Source organism: Achromobacter sp. EG18 (assembly GCF_059759395.1).
Window position 1 is genome coordinate 4,230,460 of record NZ_CM186213.1, and the last position, 16,130, is coordinate 4,246,589.

The 16,130-nt window shown below is 55.7% G+C and carries 14 protein-coding genes; 4 read left to right on the forward strand and 10 right to left on the reverse strand.

Features of this window, described 5'->3' with window-relative positions:
* Positions 1 to 8 precede the first annotated feature (8 nt).
* Positions 9 to 1,169, forward strand: coding sequence for a glycosyltransferase family 4 protein (locus AC6CR5_RS19355; protein ID WP_498084828.1), 1,161 nt, complete (start codon positions 9 to 11; stop codon positions 1,167 to 1,169).
* An 80-nt stretch (positions 1,170 to 1,249) separates the two neighbouring features.
* On the opposite strand, the gene asnB is transcribed toward AC6CR5_RS19355, so the two are convergent.
* Genes asnB through AC6CR5_RS19390 form a run of 7 tightly spaced genes read right to left on the reverse strand, consistent with a single transcriptional unit; the run spans position 1,250 to position 8,958 of the window.
* Complete coding sequence (asnB, locus tag AC6CR5_RS19360) at positions 1,250 to 3,163, reverse strand: asparagine synthase (glutamine-hydrolyzing) (protein WP_498084829.1); 1,914 nt, start codon at positions 3,161 to 3,163, stop codon at positions 1,250 to 1,252.
* A gap of 1 nt (position 3,164) precedes the next feature.
* Positions 3,165 to 3,944, reverse strand: coding sequence for a polysaccharide deacetylase WbmS family protein (locus tag AC6CR5_RS19365; RefSeq protein ID WP_498084830.1), 780 nt, complete (start codon positions 3,942 to 3,944; stop codon positions 3,165 to 3,167).
* Entirely contained in the window at positions 3,944 to 5,527 is a 1,584-nt protein-coding gene (locus tag AC6CR5_RS19370) for a glycosyltransferase family 4 protein (protein ID WP_498084831.1), read from the reverse strand. The genes AC6CR5_RS19365 and AC6CR5_RS19370 overlap by 1 nt, the downstream gene beginning before the upstream one ends.
* A 9-nt stretch (positions 5,528 to 5,536) precedes the next feature.
* On the reverse strand, positions 5,537 to 6,328 hold the full coding sequence (locus AC6CR5_RS19375) for an N-acetyltransferase (RefSeq protein ID WP_498084832.1): 792 nt from the start codon (positions 6,326 to 6,328) through the stop codon (positions 5,537 to 5,539).
* A 20-nt stretch (positions 6,329 to 6,348) separates the two neighbouring features.
* Positions 6,349 to 7,419 (reverse strand): non-hydrolyzing UDP-N-acetylglucosamine 2-epimerase, encoded by a 1,071-nt coding sequence (wecB, locus tag AC6CR5_RS19380; protein WP_498084833.1) that lies wholly within the window; start codon positions 7,417 to 7,419, stop codon positions 6,349 to 6,351.
* A gap of 5 nt (positions 7,420 to 7,424) precedes the next feature.
* The gene (locus tag AC6CR5_RS19385; protein ID WP_498084834.1) at positions 7,425 to 8,177 is read right to left on the reverse strand and encodes an ABC transporter ATP-binding protein; all 753 of its coding nucleotides are present in this window, start codon (positions 8,175 to 8,177) and stop codon (positions 7,425 to 7,427) included.
* A gap of 1 nt (position 8,178) precedes the next feature.
* Positions 8,179 to 8,958 (reverse strand): ABC transporter permease, encoded by a 780-nt coding sequence (locus AC6CR5_RS19390; RefSeq protein ID WP_498084835.1) that lies wholly within the window; start codon positions 8,956 to 8,958, stop codon positions 8,179 to 8,181.
* A gap of 644 nt (positions 8,959 to 9,602) precedes the next feature.
* Between AC6CR5_RS19390 and AC6CR5_RS19395 the strand changes: the two genes are divergently transcribed.
* From AC6CR5_RS19395 to AC6CR5_RS19405, 3 genes are all read left to right on the forward strand, one after another.
* The gene (locus AC6CR5_RS19395) at positions 9,603 to 10,172 is read left to right on the forward strand and encodes an SRPBCC family protein (RefSeq protein WP_498084836.1); all 570 of its coding nucleotides are present in this window, start codon (positions 9,603 to 9,605) and stop codon (positions 10,170 to 10,172) included.
* Between the two features lie 96 nt (positions 10,173 to 10,268).
* Positions 10,269 to 11,627 (forward strand): MFS transporter, encoded by a 1,359-nt coding sequence (locus AC6CR5_RS19400; RefSeq protein ID WP_498085751.1) that lies wholly within the window; start codon positions 10,269 to 10,271, stop codon positions 11,625 to 11,627.
* A 13-nt stretch (positions 11,628 to 11,640) separates the two neighbouring features.
* On the forward strand, positions 11,641 to 12,525 hold the full coding sequence (locus AC6CR5_RS19405; RefSeq protein ID WP_498084837.1) for a DMT family transporter: 885 nt from the start codon (positions 11,641 to 11,643) through the stop codon (positions 12,523 to 12,525).
* Between the two features lie 19 nt (positions 12,526 to 12,544).
* On the opposite strand, the gene AC6CR5_RS19410 is transcribed toward AC6CR5_RS19405, so the two are convergent.
* The 3 genes from AC6CR5_RS19410 to rfbB form a co-directional block, all read right to left on the reverse strand.
* On the reverse strand, positions 12,545 to 14,263 hold the full coding sequence (locus AC6CR5_RS19410; RefSeq protein ID WP_498084838.1) for a hypothetical protein: 1,719 nt from the start codon (positions 14,261 to 14,263) through the stop codon (positions 12,545 to 12,547).
* A gap of 126 nt (positions 14,264 to 14,389) precedes the next feature.
* Positions 14,390 to 14,935 (reverse strand): dTDP-4-dehydrorhamnose 3,5-epimerase, encoded by a 546-nt coding sequence (gene rfbC, locus AC6CR5_RS19415; protein WP_498084839.1) that lies wholly within the window; start codon positions 14,933 to 14,935, stop codon positions 14,390 to 14,392.
* Between the two features lie 53 nt (positions 14,936 to 14,988).
* Positions 14,989 to 16,053, reverse strand: a complete 1,065-nt coding sequence (gene rfbB, locus AC6CR5_RS19420; RefSeq protein ID WP_498084840.1) for a dTDP-glucose 4,6-dehydratase — start codon at positions 16,051 to 16,053, stop codon at positions 14,989 to 14,991.
* Between the last annotated feature and the right edge of the window lie 77 nt (positions 16,054 to 16,130).

A 16,130-nucleotide genomic window follows, 5' to 3' on the forward strand; every position in this document is an offset into this window, starting at 1 on the left:
TATATTTGATGAACAAGACCGTCGCACTGTTGGTGCTCAACCCCTTCACCAACGATAGCCGCGTGCTCAAGGAAGCACAATCACTCAAGCGTGCCGGCTACGAGCCATTTGTGGTTGCCCTGCATGAATTGGGTCTGCCGGAGCGTGAAACCGTGCATGGCATCGACGTCCGACGCGTGCGCCTGTTGAGCCGCGGCTGGCCTAAAGTGCTGCCGGTGCAGCTCTTCAAGTATTTCGAATGGCTGTGGCGGGCCTTTCTGCTGGCTCGCAAGGCGGCCATCGTCCACTGCAATGACCTGCCCACGTTGCCCGCCGGCGCCGTCGCTCGCATGCTCGGCCGCAAGCGCACACGTGTCGTTTACGATGCGCACGAATTCGAGATCAATGACGTCGCCAATGAACCGCGCTGGAAGATACGCGTCAAGAGCATGATGGAGCGCTTCTGGATCCGGCATGCCGACGCCACCATGACGGTTAGCGAATCCATTGCCGAAGAATACGTTCGCATGTACGGGATTGCGAAACCGGCGCTGGTACTGAACTGTCCGCCCCTCGCGCCCCCGCCCAAAGCAGATATTTTCCGTTCGACCCTAGGCATTGCCAAGGATGCCATTATTTTCCTCTATCAGGGGGGACTGGCGCCCGGACGCGGTATCGAACCTATCATCGACGCATTCAAGAGGATGCCTGACGACAAGCGAGTCGTGGTATTCATGGGTTACGGCCCCCTGGCGGGCTCTATCGCCCAGGCCGCGGCGGCGTCCGCGAACATTTATTATCACCCGGCGGTGTCACCGGATGACCTGCCCTCCTATACCGCCTCGGCAGATGTCGGACTGTGCCTGATCGAAAATCTCTGCCTGTCGTACTTCTATTGCCTGCCCAATAAGCTGTTCGAATACATAATGGCCAGTCTGCCTGTAGTAGTTTCCGATCTACCTGAACTGCGACGAATGGTCACCGATCATGCCATAGGCTGGATAGTTCCCGACGACCAAGAAAATGCCATCAACAATGCACTCCAGCATATTGATCGGCAGGCTCTAGCGTCCTGCGAACAAGCAATGCGCCGTTGCCGCGAACAATATCACTGGGGCGAGCAAGAAAATAAGCTATTGCAAGTATATGAAAAATTAAATGCCGCTATTCTGAACTCTCTAATCCGTTGAGCCACCACCACGCATTGCAATAACTGTACGAAAATTTGCCAACACCGCCCGCATCTCCGCAAATATGCGAGCGGCGGTTATTAAGCGGCCAATCTATCAGCCGGGGACGCATCAATAAATTGCTGGTGCCACAACTCTAACGATAGGAACGCCCACATATTTCGATTATAGGCGCCTTGCTTGGAAGTTTGATCTATCAGGTTCACTCCCGGAGTGAGGTAGTCTCGGCTACGCGCTTTGGCAGATCCGAGCATATCGCACACGAATTCAGTAGTGCGTCCACCCGCCTTCATCCAGTGATTCAACGGCACTGGAAAGCCCATCTTATCCTTACGTTCCCTCACCGCACTGGGAAGACGCTGTGAGAAGGCCACGCGCAATAAGCGCTTAAGCTCGCCACTTGCAAACTTGATATTTGCCGGGATCGTTGCAGCGAATTCCACTAACGGATGATCCAGGAAAGGAACCCGCGACTCCACTCCATGCGCCATACTCATTCGATCTTCGACTCTGAGCAGGGCCGGCAATAGCGTTTTGAAATCGAAGTGAGTCATACGGTCGAAATAAGCTTCCGCACCGACATTGTCGCCCCAAAAAATTTCTTTGAAGGCGCGCATTACCGGTTCCGCTGCAATTGCTTCTGCGGCCACCACTCCATTCAATGTGTTCGCCCGATTGATTAATCTGAAGTAGCGCTCATCACGAGGGCTGAACAGACCGCCGGACCAAAACTCCTGGAGCATTGGCTTGTACTCTTTAAGTGTAACCAAATTAGGAATGATAGACTCATAAGTAACCACATACTTTCCGTTATTAAGTGTCCCGTCAATCGCCCCTTTGATGCACTGTTCAAAGTACGCTACTAGGTAGCGTGCATAGCCCCCAAAAATCTCATCCCCACCCTGCCCCCCCAAAACCACCTTTACCTTAGACGCAGCCAAACGCGATACCATGTATTGCGGAAAAGACCCTGGTCCGGCGACAGGCCCATCCAGGTGATAAATAACATCCTGGATATTATCGACAAAATCATCTTGCGTCATATCCTGAAAATAGCAGTTCATGCTATTTTCATCAGCCACGATCTGTGCATACCTAGACTCGTCAAAGGCCTGATTTTCAGAGAAGCGTCCGTTGAATATTTTGAATGGCCCTGTGGGGCGCGCCTCACGTCCGAGGATCGCTAACAGGCTAGAGTCAATTCCACCGCTCACATAAGCCCCGACCTCCACGTCGGCCCGCATATGTAAATCGATAGATTCTGCCATCAATTCTCTCAGCCGCTCAACAAAATATGCTTCAGTATGATAGGCATCGAGCTCGTAATGCACCTCCCAATACCGTTCAATCTGCAGGCTACCGTCTTGCGGCATCCAGCCACAATGAGCAGCGGGGACCTCATGCACGCCCTCAAGCAGCGTTGCGCCACTTAAGGTAAATTGAAATGAAAAATATTCCGACAGCGCCGACGCACATACTGTTCGAGTAGCCATAAATGGTGTGAGTGCTTTCATTTCCGAAGCAAAATACACTCGCTCACCTTGCTTCGTCCAATACAGCGGCTTTATACCAAAACGATCTCGCGCAAAAAAAGCCGCGTTGCATTTCGGATCCCAAATCACGAAAGCAAACATACCACGCAATTTCTTAACGCAGTCTGCCCCCCAGCGCAAATAAGCACGCAACACCACCTCAGTATCCGAAGTCGTGCGGAAGTCTCCACCCAACTCTTTTCTGAGTTCGATGTAGTTATATATTTCCCCGTTGTAGGTGATTACCATACCGGAATCGGGATCTGTCATCGGCTGTGCCGCCTCAGTAGACAGATCGATAATGGACAACCGGACATGCGCCAGCCCAACTCGTCGATCTTGAGAGATCCAGGCACCCTCACCGTCAGGGCCACGATGCCGCTGCATCGCAATTCCACGACTTAGTATGCTCTCGGCGTCGCCAACCGGCGCGTGCGAAATGAATCCAAATACTCCGCACATATCATGCCCCCATTTTCTTCAAGGCCGCGACATCCTTCGCCATCAAGGTCTGAACGCCTCGACGTTTCAACTCGGCCAGAAGATCCCGATAAAAGCTCTTGAGGCCATAACCGCTGTAAATTGCGTGGGAGAAGTGACTTTCAGGTACAGAAGTGAGGTCCGCGACCCCGCGAGTCAAATCACGACGCAATTTATCATTGGGAGCATTCAAATATATGAGCATGGGATGAACATTCAGGATTTTCAAACCTGGTTGATCCAACTTGACATGCTCGAGTTCCAGTGGTTTGTTTATATCAACGTGGATACCGTCCTCCCAGACGTATGCCATACGAACCAGGCCATTGTAGTCGTAATAGCATTGCGCGAATGGCTGCCCCCAAAGAAACGTACTGATATCGTAAGAAAGACCTGCCGTTTTCGCAAGGTCACTTATATTTTGCCCAAAGAAATTCCGGTGGCAGCGCAAACCTACCGAATCAGGAAAAATTTCTTTCAGCTCAAGTATTTTTCGAGAGAACCGGAATTCCGGATGAGGGCGGGTATTATCCGGATGCAGACCGATTTCGACAAACTCGCTCGACGCCTTAAGAAGCGGACTATCGTGCGTGGCAAACGCCGTAATGTTGAAGCCCGCCTCTGCAACCAACTCAAGCACCGCCGCAGTTGCATAATCCGGTGCCCAATCAATGTCCGTCGTTAGAATTACCGTCTCTAGTCCATTCAGATTGTAGTACGGCGAAAAGGGATCATTTTTAAAGTATTCGTTCAAATTTTCCATTATTTCACCGTGGAAATATCCCGTCGCGCACTGAGTACGCGGTTATACATGGCCGCGAAGGCCTGAGCCTCTGCATCCCAGAGGTACTTGTGAGCATTTTTTATCAATGCGGGGCGGAATCGTTCTACTCCCCCAAGCTGGGGGTCAAGTGCGATATCGATCGCACGTGCATAATCCTCTGCAACATGAAACGGTACTAACACGCCGAACCCCTCTTTGCCCACCACTCGTTCCACGTTTGTCAATTCGCTCGAACCGATCATTGCAGTACCCGCAGCGATGAATTCGTACATTTTATTGGGCGACGAAATTGTCGTATTGAGATCTTCCGCTTGGTAGGGCATCACACCGATATCGACCGAAGCTGCCCAATAGACGATTTCATTCCAGGGAATCGGAGGGAGAAAGTGGACTCGATCGCCTATCCCCAACTCTTTTGCCATTTCCTCAAACTCCGGAATTTCCATACCCCACGTGAGAAAAACGATGTGCACCGGATTCTTTGCTTTGGCAATGCCTTCGAGCAAAAAGTGAATTTTTCGACCCCGGTTTATACCACCCATAAACAGCATGACTTTGGCATCATCCGGCAATGCTATTTTATCCCGTACCTTAGAATACCGCCGAGTGATATCAAATCCTTCCGGCTGTTCGGTCGCATTGGTTAGCGGAGTGAAACGGTGGTAGTCATGATCCTTCGCCATGACTGCTGCCTGGTCCGAATTGATGACCACCACCTCATCGCAATACCCTATCAGGCGGTGCTCTGTATTAAACAGTCGATCTTTTCTTTCGCCTTCGACCCCAGGTTGATAACTATAGAGCTCGTGAGCATCATATATAAGAGGTATCTTCCTGGTCTGCGCCACAACCACTCCCACTCTGAGTGCCGGCAGATCATGCACGTGAACCACGTCAATAACATCAATTGCTAACGCAAATTGAATGACGAAGTGCTCCCACATGTCCAATGGCTCAGCGGAAAAGTACTCCTTCAAAGTCGAATTCAGTGGGGCAATGAGAGCTGTCTGATCAGGAAGTTCTCGGACAGGAGTCACTAACTGTGAGGCAGTCGAGAATTTCCCCGCTAATAATGCGAGCAGGGCAACTGCCGGGCGTCTGATCAGCGCTGGCAACTTGGAGCGCGCCACAACGCCCATCGAGAAATTCGGTGCCGATAACGCTGCCAGCCCCCCACCGATAGCTCGACCAAAATATCGGCGTAGAACGGGAAATACCCTTCTGAATCTCGCCTCGCTGGATGCAGCTTTTTCACGAGCAAGGCGATCACGAGTCGTAGCTTCTGTTTCCGTCACCCCTTGAGGTAACGGTGGCATCCATGTCTCAATATCGTCGAAGACGCGGACATCGGGGATCGCCGCGGTCAGATCTACGTCTAGTTCGGGAAACCGCAGTATGGGCAAGCCATCAATATTTCGTTCGTTGGAGCCGTGCGTGTTATATGTCGCCAACAAAGCAACTTTTTGCCCCGTCTTACGCAAAAGCTTGGCTTCGAGCACAATACGTCGATCGACCATAAAATTTCGGTCGATCATCATGATTTTCTTTTCTTTGGAATTCATCTCACATACTCATGCGGGTCGAAGTTTAGTCGACTCGGCTTGGGCCAAGCTATCTTCCAGCACCAAAATTGCCGCCTCTACCTCCTGATGCAGCGCTTTGATGCGTGCCTGCGCCTCTTCCGGATAAGCCGCAGCGAAGTGATTCATCCAAGGATGCTGTTTGCCGGAGGGACGGTGTTTTAGCTTCTTAATGCTGCCGATTACCTTCCCCTCTCCACCAACGACGAGCGCTCCTGCCGGTATGTCGCCGCGAGCTCTTGCCATCGCGGCGACAAACGCGCCTGCCCCAACATTTGCCCCTGGCAAGACCACTGCGCTGGTACATACCACCGACCCTGCACCAAGCGTGACGCCTTCCTTAAGGCCCGAGGGAGGGATCGGATCGTTTGTCAACACGACATATGGAAAAATCCAGACCAAATCGCCGATGTCCGCGCCGCGACCAATATGTACGTTACTGTGGAATCGAACCCAATCACCGATTCTTGCTTCACCCTCTAAGTCGTTAAAGCTGCCAACCTGCAGATTGCAACCAGCCACTAGGCCTTCGCGGATCAAGGTGGAGTGCCCCACCCGTAAATCGGGCCCAAACTCACTACCCTCGTACAGGATCGAATGGGAACGAATAATCGCCCCTTCACCGAGGATCAGTGCTTTACCTTTGTAATCACCTCCGGCCGGGTGCCCCAAAATGCAAAAATCACCAATTACTGCGTTATCACCGATCACGACATTATCGTAAACGCGGACATTTGCGCCAAACGCGACATTTTTGCCAATTTTCGCCTTCTCGGAAATCATCACAATAGCGGTCCTTTATCTTAAAGTTTATCAATGGCCTCTACGATTCGCACTGCCGCCATACCACCTCCAAAGAACTCTCTTACAGCATCGACTGGCGGTCGCGTCGCATTGTGAAAAGCCGCTTCTATCGAAGCTTTATCGGTTTTACCGATGGTGGCCCATTCGCGTTCCAGCAAATCATGCCAAGTATCTTGCCGGAAGAGCATCACACAGCGACATCCGCTCCATACAGCTTCACGTGGCAAACCGCCCGAATCGGTAATAACCATATCCGCCTGTTCGAGCAATCCCAGCATCTCGAAATAAGTGATCGGGTCGATGCACTGTATGTTACCCAGCGTGCCGCCGCCGTCCTGATAGGCGCGCAAAACGGCTCGCGTACGCGGATGGACAGGGAGAATCACGGGTTTGTCCAGCGCGGCCATGCAAGAGATGATGTCGGCAAAACGGTCGGCGTTCTCCGGATCGGTGTTCTCTGGACGATGAAGAGTCGACACATGGTACTGCCCCGGTTGCAGACCCAGCTTATCCCGGATCCGCTTACTACGCTGAGGCCAATTGCGGACGTAACAATCAAGCAGGACATCGCCTACCAACCGCGACCGGCCCACAAGACCCTCGCGCTCCAGATTCTCCAGAGCTCTGGGGATAGGGGCGCAATTCAGTACCGCAATGTGGTCGGTCACTATACGATTGATCTCTTCCGGCCGTCGACGATCAAAATCCCGCAATCCTGCCTCAACGTGTACCACGGGCACGTGCACCTTCGACGCGGCCAAAGCGGCAGCCATCGTGGAGTTGGTATCGCCATCCACTAGCACAACGTCTGGTCGTTCCGTCAATATCGCCCGCTCGATGCCTTCCATCATGCGGCCAGTCATCGCTGCATGCGATAGACCGGCCACGGCCAGATTTATGTCGGGCTCGGGAATACCTAATTCACGGAAAAATACCGTACTCATACCTTCATCGTAATGTTGGCCGGTATGTAAAAGTACATGTTGATGGCCACGGGCTAGCAACGCGTGCCTCAAAACGGGAACCTGCATGAACTGAGGCCGGGCGCCAACGACTCTAAGTATTTTCATAATTCTTACGCCACCTGAAGACGTTGATATTCAATCAAAGCATCTGCCGTATCGCCAAAGAAAACCATCTTCCCGTGCGACATAAGAACACATTTATCACAAAACCGCTTAACCAAATCCGGGGAATGGGATGCAAACATGAAAATATGTGAATCGAATATCTGCTTTTCCAACCTTGCTTCTGCCCGAGATTGAAAAGCAGCATCCCCTGCACCAAATACTTCATCGATCAGTAGAACTTCAGGATCGGAAAACAAAGCCATTGCGAAGTACAAGCGCATGGACATACCAGCAGAATAAGTTCTTACCGGCAAATCGATAAAGTCGCCCAATTCCGTAAATTCGGTTACTTGAGGCACCAAGTCGCGAATATGTTCCTGCGACATTCCCATCATCGCCCCGATTCGGTAGATATTTTCCATTCCGGACAGATCGGGGTCAGCACCCACGCCAAGCTCAAAGATGGTGGACACTCGGCCCTCGATACTCGATGTCCCTCGCGTCGGGTGATAAATCCCCGAAATAAGGCGCATAAGAGTACTTTTACCTGAGCCATTGTGCCCAATCAGGCCTATTCTTGCCCCATCGGTGATCGAAAGGCTAATGTCCGTCAGCGCAGAAACAACTCGATGACCACTGGTATTCGCGCCAATCAAACCGCCGGTTCCCAGCCGCAAGATTTGATGCCTCAGCGACGTGGCTCGGGCTGAGAATATAGGAAACTCCAACGATACGTTCTGAAGAGAAATAGACGCCATTTCATATCCACAGAGATATTTTCTTGCGGCAGCGGGAAAAGATAACCAATGCCACCACCCATACAAACGAGGTCAACCCGATAACGACCGAATAATTCACGACGGTCGGCATGTGCCCAAGCAAAGGCTCGCGCACCACGGCGATAAAGTGTGTAAATGGGTTTAGCTCGGCAATGAACGCACGAGGCCCGAGGGTCGATTGGAACCACAGCACCGGCGTCAGGAAAAAGATCAAAGGCATGACTGCCTCAACAATCGGAGTGAAATCCCGGAAGCGCGCCCCGATAATCCCCAGGAGCAGGGCAGTAGCCACCGCAAACAGAAACAGCAGCGCGAGCCCTGGCAACACTAGAAACGTAGCAAGATCAACCGGCGTCTTGAATATAAGCGCAACACCGACATACACCAAGCTATTATGAGCTAACGTAATAACCAGCTTCACCGCCAAGCGCAATGGGTGAATAAACAAAGGCAACGGAGCTGCGCGGATAACCGGCGCCTGTTGCACAAAACAGACCGCCCCCTCAACCATAGTCGAAACAAGGAAGTTCCATATCAAGATACCGGCAGTCAGATAAGGAAAGAATACCGAAAGATCTACTTTCCAAATCAACGACCAAAACACACCGAGGCCGGTAATGGTTATAGCCATTCCGAGCGTTATCCAAAGCGGACCAAGGATACTTCGACGGTACTTGGAGGCAGTATCCGAAAATCCCAAGCGTATCCACACCTCGGTTCTCGATAAACTACTCGCTATATCACTATACAAACCATTCATTAATCTGTGCCCTGAGTACTAATAAAGAGGCGTGACGACCCGATAGAGAGGCCCACGCGTGCTTCCATTCGGCGTTCTTCGAATTGGAGCAAGCAGCGCATAGCATAATTAACGCGACTCGCCCTTACCTGCTAATGGCCTTGCCTGCGAATGGAAATGCGGCGGTCGGCGAGCGGGGCATAGTGTACCCCGCTAGCACATCAACATCTACTGGCATCATCAAGGAATTGCGGTGATAGCCAGCTGTGATTGCCTCCAACGGCGTCCAGCCTGCCGTCCACCCGCAGCGTCTCCCGTTTCCCGGCAGACACACGCGCACACAGCACAACCACGCAAATGCGACGCTTTCTCATGCGCTGCACCAGGCGTGAGAAAATGCCGACCACAAAAATCGGGGGCACGAAAATAATCATTTCCATTATCTCCAAATATTTCCCCCTTCGCTAGTATTGCCATTTTTGACGCCTTTACTTGAAAAGGTCGCAGAAGATTATTAGATCAAGCTGTTTTTCACGAACGGAAGAAATGCAGGGAAAAATCATCAACCTTGCGATTTAAGGCAGTGCTGCCTGCGTTGACACCTTGGCGTTTCCTCGGTTTGAGTCCACAATGAATCCATAACGACGCCTGACAAGGAGACAACCATGCGCATAGCCGATGCTCAGTGGATTCCTTCAATCCAGCACCAGACTTGGGATGCATTGACCGATCCGGCGGTGCTGCAACGTTGCATCCCCGGTTGCGTCAACGTCACGCAGCGTAGCCCCACCGAGTACGCCGTCACGCTGCGAGCCAAGATCGCCGGGCTGGACACTGACTACGAGGGCGAGATCCTGCTTTCGGACGTCGATCCCCCCAACAGTTGCACCCTGGTGTTCGAAGGCAAGGGCCGCGCCGCCTGCCTGGCTATCGGCACCGCCCAGGTCAATCTGTCGACCAAGGACCAGGGCACTCGGATCGCGTACACGGTGGCCGGGATGACTGGCGGCAAGCTCGCCGAATGCGGCGAAGGGCTGGTGCTGAAGGCAGGCGAAAAAATCATCGAGAAGTTCTTTACCGCCTTCATCGATCACATGGCAGCCCAGCCGCGGCTGGCGCCGCCCCCGCCACCGCCCGAGCCCGAACCGCGCGGCCTGTCCAACTCCCGCTGGTCCTGGGCGCTGGTCGTGCTGGTGATCGCCGTGTTCTGGAGCTACCACGCGTTCTATAAGTAAAAACCCAGGGGCGCCGGTGATATCCTAGGCGGCATGACCGCCCCGCTCCCCCCAACGCCCACTTCGGAGCCCGCCCACTCCCGCCGCGACCTGCTGATGGGCATGGCCGGGGTGGCCGCCACCGTCGTGCTGGCGGCCTTCGACTCCACCATCATCAGCACCACCCTGCCACGCGTGGCCGAGGCCCTGAACGGCATGGCCCTGTATGCCTGGGTCGGCACGGGCTACCTGCTTGCCACCGCCGCATCCATCATGATCTTCGGCCGCCTGGGCGACATGTTCGGCCGCAAGCCACTGATGCTGGTTTCCGTGCTGATCATCGCGCTGGGTTCGATCGCCTGCGGCTTGTCCCAGACCATGGGGCAACTGATCCTCTTTCGCACATTACAAGGCATCGGCGGCGGCATGATGATCGCCACTGCCTTCGCGGCCCCGGCCGACCTGTTCCCGGATGCCAAACAACGGGTGAAGTGGATGGCGCTGGTCTCGGCCGCCTTTGCCATGGCGAGCGGCATCGGCCCGGTGCTCGGCGGCACCGCTACCCAGGCGCTGGGCTGGCGCGCCGCATTTTTCATTTCGCCCATCGCGGCCGCGGTCGCCCTGTTCCTGCTGGCCAAGTATTTCCCGCGCATTAAGCCGGTGCACACGGGGGAACGGCGCATCGACTGGATTGGTGCCATCCTGTTGGTGCTGGCTGTGGGCGCGCCGCTCGCGGCGCTGGAACTGGGCTTCGCCCGGGGCGAGCATGCACATCCGATCATGGGCTTGGCGCTGGCAGTGATTGGCCTCGGCGCCATCGCCCTGCTGATCCCGATCGAGCGCCGCGTCGCCTCGCCGATTTTTCCCCTGCGCGTGCTGGCCAGTCGCGAACCGCAGCTGCTGAACCTGGCCGCCATGACCGTCGGCGCCGTGATGTTCGTGCTGATCTTCTACAGCCCCCTGCTGTTGCAGCAGGTGCTGGGCTATACCCCGAGCGAGGCCGGCCTGCTGCTGACCCCGCTGGTGGCTGCGATCTCGGTGGGCAGCATCATCAATGGCCGCCTGTTTCCCCGGCAGACGGAACCGCAGCGCCTGATGGTGTTCGGCGCCGGCCTACTGGCAGTGGGCACGCTGATGGTGCTGCTGATTTCGCCGGGCACCTCGGCCTGGTGGATCCTGGCCGCGTTCTTCGTCAACGGCTGTGCGCTGGGCTTCCTGCTGCCCAACCTGACGCTGTTCATGCAGATGCTGAGCGAGCGCCGTGACGTGGGCGTGGCCTCCGCCCTGGTGCAGACCACCCGCGCCATCGGCAGCGCACTGGGCACCGCGGTGGTGGGCATCCTGATTTCGCACGGCACGATACTAAACGGAGTGCGCACGGGGCTGGCGCTGTGTATCGTCCTGTGCCTGACCTGTGCGGTACTCGCGCATCGGGTCAAGATGAAAAACCTGGCCACCACCCGGGCTCAATCCTGATTCTCTACCGATCATGCGTCGTCGCGACCTGCTGGACCTTCTGCTCCTCGCTGCCGTCTGGGGCGGCTCTTTCCTGTTCATGCGCCTGGCCGTGGGTGAATTCGGGCCGGTCGCGCTGATCGAACTCCGCGTCGGCTTGGCGGCCCTGTTCCTGCTGCCGGCCGCGCTGTGGCGCGGCAAGCTGCCGATCATCGGCAGGCACTGGAAAGCTATTCTGGTGGTGGGCATCTTCAATGCCGCGCTGCCGTTCCTGCTCTACGCTTATGCCGCCCAATCGCTCGGCGCGGGGTTCCTGTCCGTGGCCAATGCGGTCACGCCGGTATGGGGCGCGGCGGTCGGCCGGTTGTGGCTGAAGGATCGACTGCCATGGTCGCGCTCGCTGGGCCTGGCGATCGGTCTGCTGGGCATCGTGGTGCTGGTGTGGGACAAGCTCGACTTCCAGGCCGGCGGCACCGGCCTCGCCGTAGTGGCGGCGGTATCGGCGCCGATCTTCTACGGCATCGCGGCCAACTGGACCAAGCGTTTCCTGACCGGGGTGGACGCGCTGTCCAACGCCACCGGCAGCATGCTCGCCGCCAGCCTGGTGCTGCTGCCGCTGGCGCTGGCCACTTGGCCGCAGGTGCCAGTTTCAGCCGGAGCGTGGGGCGCCACCATCCTGCTGGCCGTTGTCTGCACCGGCGCGGCGTACATCATCTTCTTCCGGCTGATCGCCAATGTGGGGCCGACCGGCGCGGTCAGCGTCACTTTCCTGGTGCCGGTCTTCGGCGTGGTCTGGGGCGCCTGGTTTCTGGACGAGGCGATCACCGCGTCCATCCTGATTGGCGCTGGCATCATCCTGGTGGGGACGGCGCTGGCGCTCGGCCTGGTTGGCGGCAAGCGCGGCGCCACGGCCGGCTGACAGACCAAATCGTCCGCGGTCAATCCGCCAGCCGTAGCTGCCGCTGCGCCTGGCAAGCGGCCGCGGCGCTCGCTGGCGCTCTCAAAGGCTTAAGCAGCCACTGACGGCTTGCGCTGCCGCGCGCACCGAAACCCGGCGGCACAGTGATCTCGCTCGTAGCAGCATAATCCGATGTTTGGACAGCGCCGAAATGTCCCACCATTGAGTCTGGCATCGAATAAGGAGTACCAGGCTCGATCAACAACCAGGCTCGCGCCAGTACATCGCAAGATACGGCATCCAACGCTCGTTGAACAAATGCGGTGCTGCCAGGATACCCCCCAATCAACCAGGGAAGTCCAACCGCATTGGCGCCCAGGATATACAGCGAACCTGGCGAACGCCCGGACAGGTCAATCAACGGCTGTCCCGCGGTAAATCCCGCAAGCCTCGCGGCACCCTGCAGCTCCTTGATGTAGGTCGCGGCCTGTTCGGACATCAGCAAGCGCGATCCTGCGGCACCGACAGTTACGCTGTGCGAGTAGGACCATAGGGGTGGCGCCTGACGGTAAGGAGTGGCCATAGCATTGTGAAGCAACATCGCGGTCACTATTTGAGCCGCGACGCCCGCAGACATCACGTATGTCCAGGTTGGCCGGCAGGTCCTGGACCACGCCCCCAAACCCGCTGCCGCGAGCACCCAAAAATAAGCCGCGCCCGGCATGGTGCTCCAATAATTGTTATTGGTGCCAAATACATAGGCTACCGGCACAAGCAGGCAGATCAGCACATTGACAACTGCACCGCTACGCGCAGGAACCCGCTCCGATGCCAAGCGCGCCCTCATCCAAAGGCATGCCGCGATAGTGCCTGGCACGGTGGCAAACAACAACATGCCTCCCAAGTCACCAAATGACGGCACTTCCACGATGCGCAAGACGACCAGCAAGACCACTACCGTACTGACAACAATCAGCAGAGCCCCAGCCGCGCGCGCAACGAAGCTTCCGCCGGCGAGTAGTGCGGCCGAGAATGCGATAAAGAAAGCCAGCACCGCAAAGGCATTTATGAGCAACGGCGAGGGTGCCCACGGGTCCAGCCGCAACATCTGCACCAAACCGTGCCCAGCACCCATGAGGGCAGTTGCATCCAGGCCAAGCCGGATGCGTTGCAAGAACCCCAACACCGATCCATCGATGCTGAACGCAGTAGCAAGCGCGAGTCCGACAAGAAAAGCGAGACCCACCAGAATACCGCGCATACGCAACTTTCCAGCAAGCAGGAGGTATGGCACCGAGAGGACACCCAACGCAAACGCAGTGGTTGGCTTCGCCAGGAATGCCAGCCAACCACCGAACGCAAGGATCAACCAACCCACCACGCCCGATGCGGGTTTTCGCGGTATCAGGCACAGCCCGATGACGGCAAGCAGACACGACTGAAAGGCGAGCGTGTTGTAGTTGGGCGTGGGCAGCCATACCTGAAATATGGCTAGGCTACTGCTGGCGAATACACCGCCCAGAGCCCATGCTTGCCCAAGCGTCGGGGGTTCCGCGTACGCCTCCCGCAAATAGATGCTGCCAGCCACCCACGCCAAACCGAAAGTCAGGATGATGTTCGCAATACGCAACTCGGCAATGTTCCCACCAAGCAACAAGTCCAGCGGATGATAGGCAAATCCGAATTGCGATACAGACGCAACGTACTCATAAGGGGCGCCGGTCCATATTAGATAAAAGCTCTCGTCGGTGATATCCAAGCCGAAACCTGCATAGCAGACGGCAAAGGCCAACAGAATTAGCGAGCCGCATACACCAGCGCCAATGGAAATTCGCGAGATAAGAGGCATTTTGTCCGAATTGGTCACGAGCCAGCAAGAGGGGGCCTACGCGAAGGTTTCCGCCTGATCCATCGACAAACCCGCGCGATCTTTATCCGACAGGATGGGCACGGAGTCCAGCGGCCAAGCTATGTTCAGCGTGGAGTCGTCCCAACGCATGCAACGCTCGCACGAAGGCGCATAGTACTCCGTGGATTTGTACAGCGAGCACGCGGATTCCGAGAGCACCAGAAATCCGTGCGCAAAGCCTTCAGGCACCCACAATTGCCGATGATTATCAGCAGAGAGGGTCGCGCCGACCCATTTGCCAAACGTGGATGAGCTGCGCCTGAGATCCACTGCCACATCAAACACCACGCCCTCGATAACGCTGACCAGCTTGCCCTGGGGTTTCAACAGTTGATAGTGCAGACCTCTGAGCACATTACACCGAGATCTTGACACGTTGTCCTGCACAAATCGAAGCGGCCGACCAATGGCGTCCTCGTACCGCTGTTGCTGATAGCTTTCCATGAACGCCCCCCTGGCATCGACGAACACCTCCGGCTCGATCAGCAGTACATCGGGAATGGACAGCGGCGTAATCTTCATGGCTGTGGACTCAATCGAGGCAATACATCATCAGGCATAGGGCAACGTGCGGGCTAACGCCCGTACTGCTTTTTCACCCAAGACTTGTGATAGGACCCGTCAACAATCTCCGACACCCATGCCGAGTTGGCGATATACCAATTCACAGTCTTGCGCAGCCCTGTTTCAAAAGTCTCTACCGGGTGCCAGCCTAATTCACGAGCAAGCTTGCCAGCGTCGATCGCATACCGACGGTCATGCCCCGGGCGGTCCGGAACAAACGTCATTTGGGCCTGGTAGGACGCGCCATCTTTCTTTGGGCACAACTCATCCAGAAGTATGCAGATCTGACGTACGACATCAATGTTGGTCTGTTCGTTGCAACCACCGATGTTGTAGGTTTCGCCGACCCTCCCGTGCTCCAAGACCTGACGCAGCCCGCTGCAGTGATCTCCCACGTAAAGCCAATCACGGATCTGTTGCCCGTCGCCGTACAGAGGTAGCGGACGACCAGCCAACGCGTTGTGAATGATCAACGGAATGAGCTTCTCGGGAAATTGGAAAGGTCCATAGTTATTCGAGCAATTGGTAGTCAATACCGGCAGCCCGTAAGTGTGATGATAGGCCCGAACCAGATGATCGCTGGCTGCTTTGCTCGCCGCATAAGGACTGTTCGGCTGGTACTGGTTAAGCTCGGAGAAAGCCGCAACGCCAGCATCCAGCGAGCCATACACTTCATCCGTCGACACATGCAGGAACCGGAACGCCTCACGGGACGTGCCGGTGAGGCTGTTCCAGTAGCTAAGGACAGCCTGCAAGAGATGGAACGTGCCTACGATATTCGTCTGGATGAACTCGCCCGGGCCGTGAATTGAACGATCCACGTGAGACTCCGCCGCCAGATGAAGCACCGCACGTGGGTTAAAGCGAGCCAGTAATTCTGCAGCCAGATTGCTGTCGGCGATGTCGCCCACTATCAATTCATGGCGGTCATCGTTTTCAAGCTTGGCCAGATTGCGCGGATTGCCAGCATAGGTGAGCTTATCCAACGTCACGACCGCCTCGTCATGAAGCTCAAGCCAATCCAGAACGAAGTTCGACCCAATGAACCCCGCCCCTCCAGTTACGAGAATGGTCATGCCAAATTTGCCTATTAAATGCCACCCGGGGAGAGCGGCAAGGTAGCTATTGATTTTACTCCCTCGATGAAGAACCG

Bases quoted from the DNA above. Each gene is read 5' to 3' on its own strand.
- AC6CR5_RS19355 (WP_498084828.1), top strand. From the start codon at position 9: ATGAACAAGACCGTCGCACTGTTGGTGCTCAACCCCTTCACCAACGAT.
- AC6CR5_RS19395 (WP_498084836.1), top strand. From the start codon at position 9,603: ATGCGCATAGCCGATGCTCAGTGGATTCCTTCAATCCAGCACCAGACT.
- AC6CR5_RS19365 (WP_498084830.1), bottom strand. From the start codon at position 3,944: ATGGAAAATTTGAACGAATACTTTAAAAATGATCCCTTTTCGCCGTAC.
- asnB (WP_498084829.1), bottom strand. From the start codon at position 3,163: ATGTGCGGAGTATTTGGATTCATTTCGCACGCGCCGGTTGGCGACGCC.
- AC6CR5_RS19405 (WP_498084837.1), top strand. From the start codon at position 11,641: ATGCGTCGTCGCGACCTGCTGGACCTTCTGCTCCTCGCTGCCGTCTGG.
- AC6CR5_RS19385 (WP_498084834.1), bottom strand. From the start codon at position 8,177: ATGGCGTCTATTTCTCTTCAGAACGTATCGTTGGAGTTTCCTATATTC.
- AC6CR5_RS19390 (WP_498084835.1), bottom strand. From the start codon at position 8,958: ATGAATGGTTTGTATAGTGATATAGCGAGTAGTTTATCGAGAACCGAG.
- AC6CR5_RS19370 (WP_498084831.1), bottom strand. From the start codon at position 5,527: ATGAATTCCAAAGAAAAGAAAATCATGATGATCGACCGAAATTTTATG.
- AC6CR5_RS19375 (WP_498084832.1), bottom strand. From the start codon at position 6,328: ATGATTTCCGAGAAGGCGAAAATTGGCAAAAATGTCGCGTTTGGCGCA.
- rfbC (WP_498084839.1), bottom strand. From the start codon at position 14,935: ATGAAGATTACGCCGCTGTCCATTCCCGATGTACTGCTGATCGAGCCG.
- AC6CR5_RS19400 (WP_498085751.1), top strand. From the start codon at position 10,269: ATGGGCATGGCCGGGGTGGCCGCCACCGTCGTGCTGGCGGCCTTCGAC.
- wecB (WP_498084833.1), bottom strand. From the start codon at position 7,419: ATGAAAATACTTAGAGTCGTTGGCGCCCGGCCTCAGTTCATGCAGGTT.
- rfbB (WP_498084840.1), bottom strand. From the start codon at position 16,053: ATGACCATTCTCGTAACTGGAGGGGCGGGGTTCATTGGGTCGAACTTC.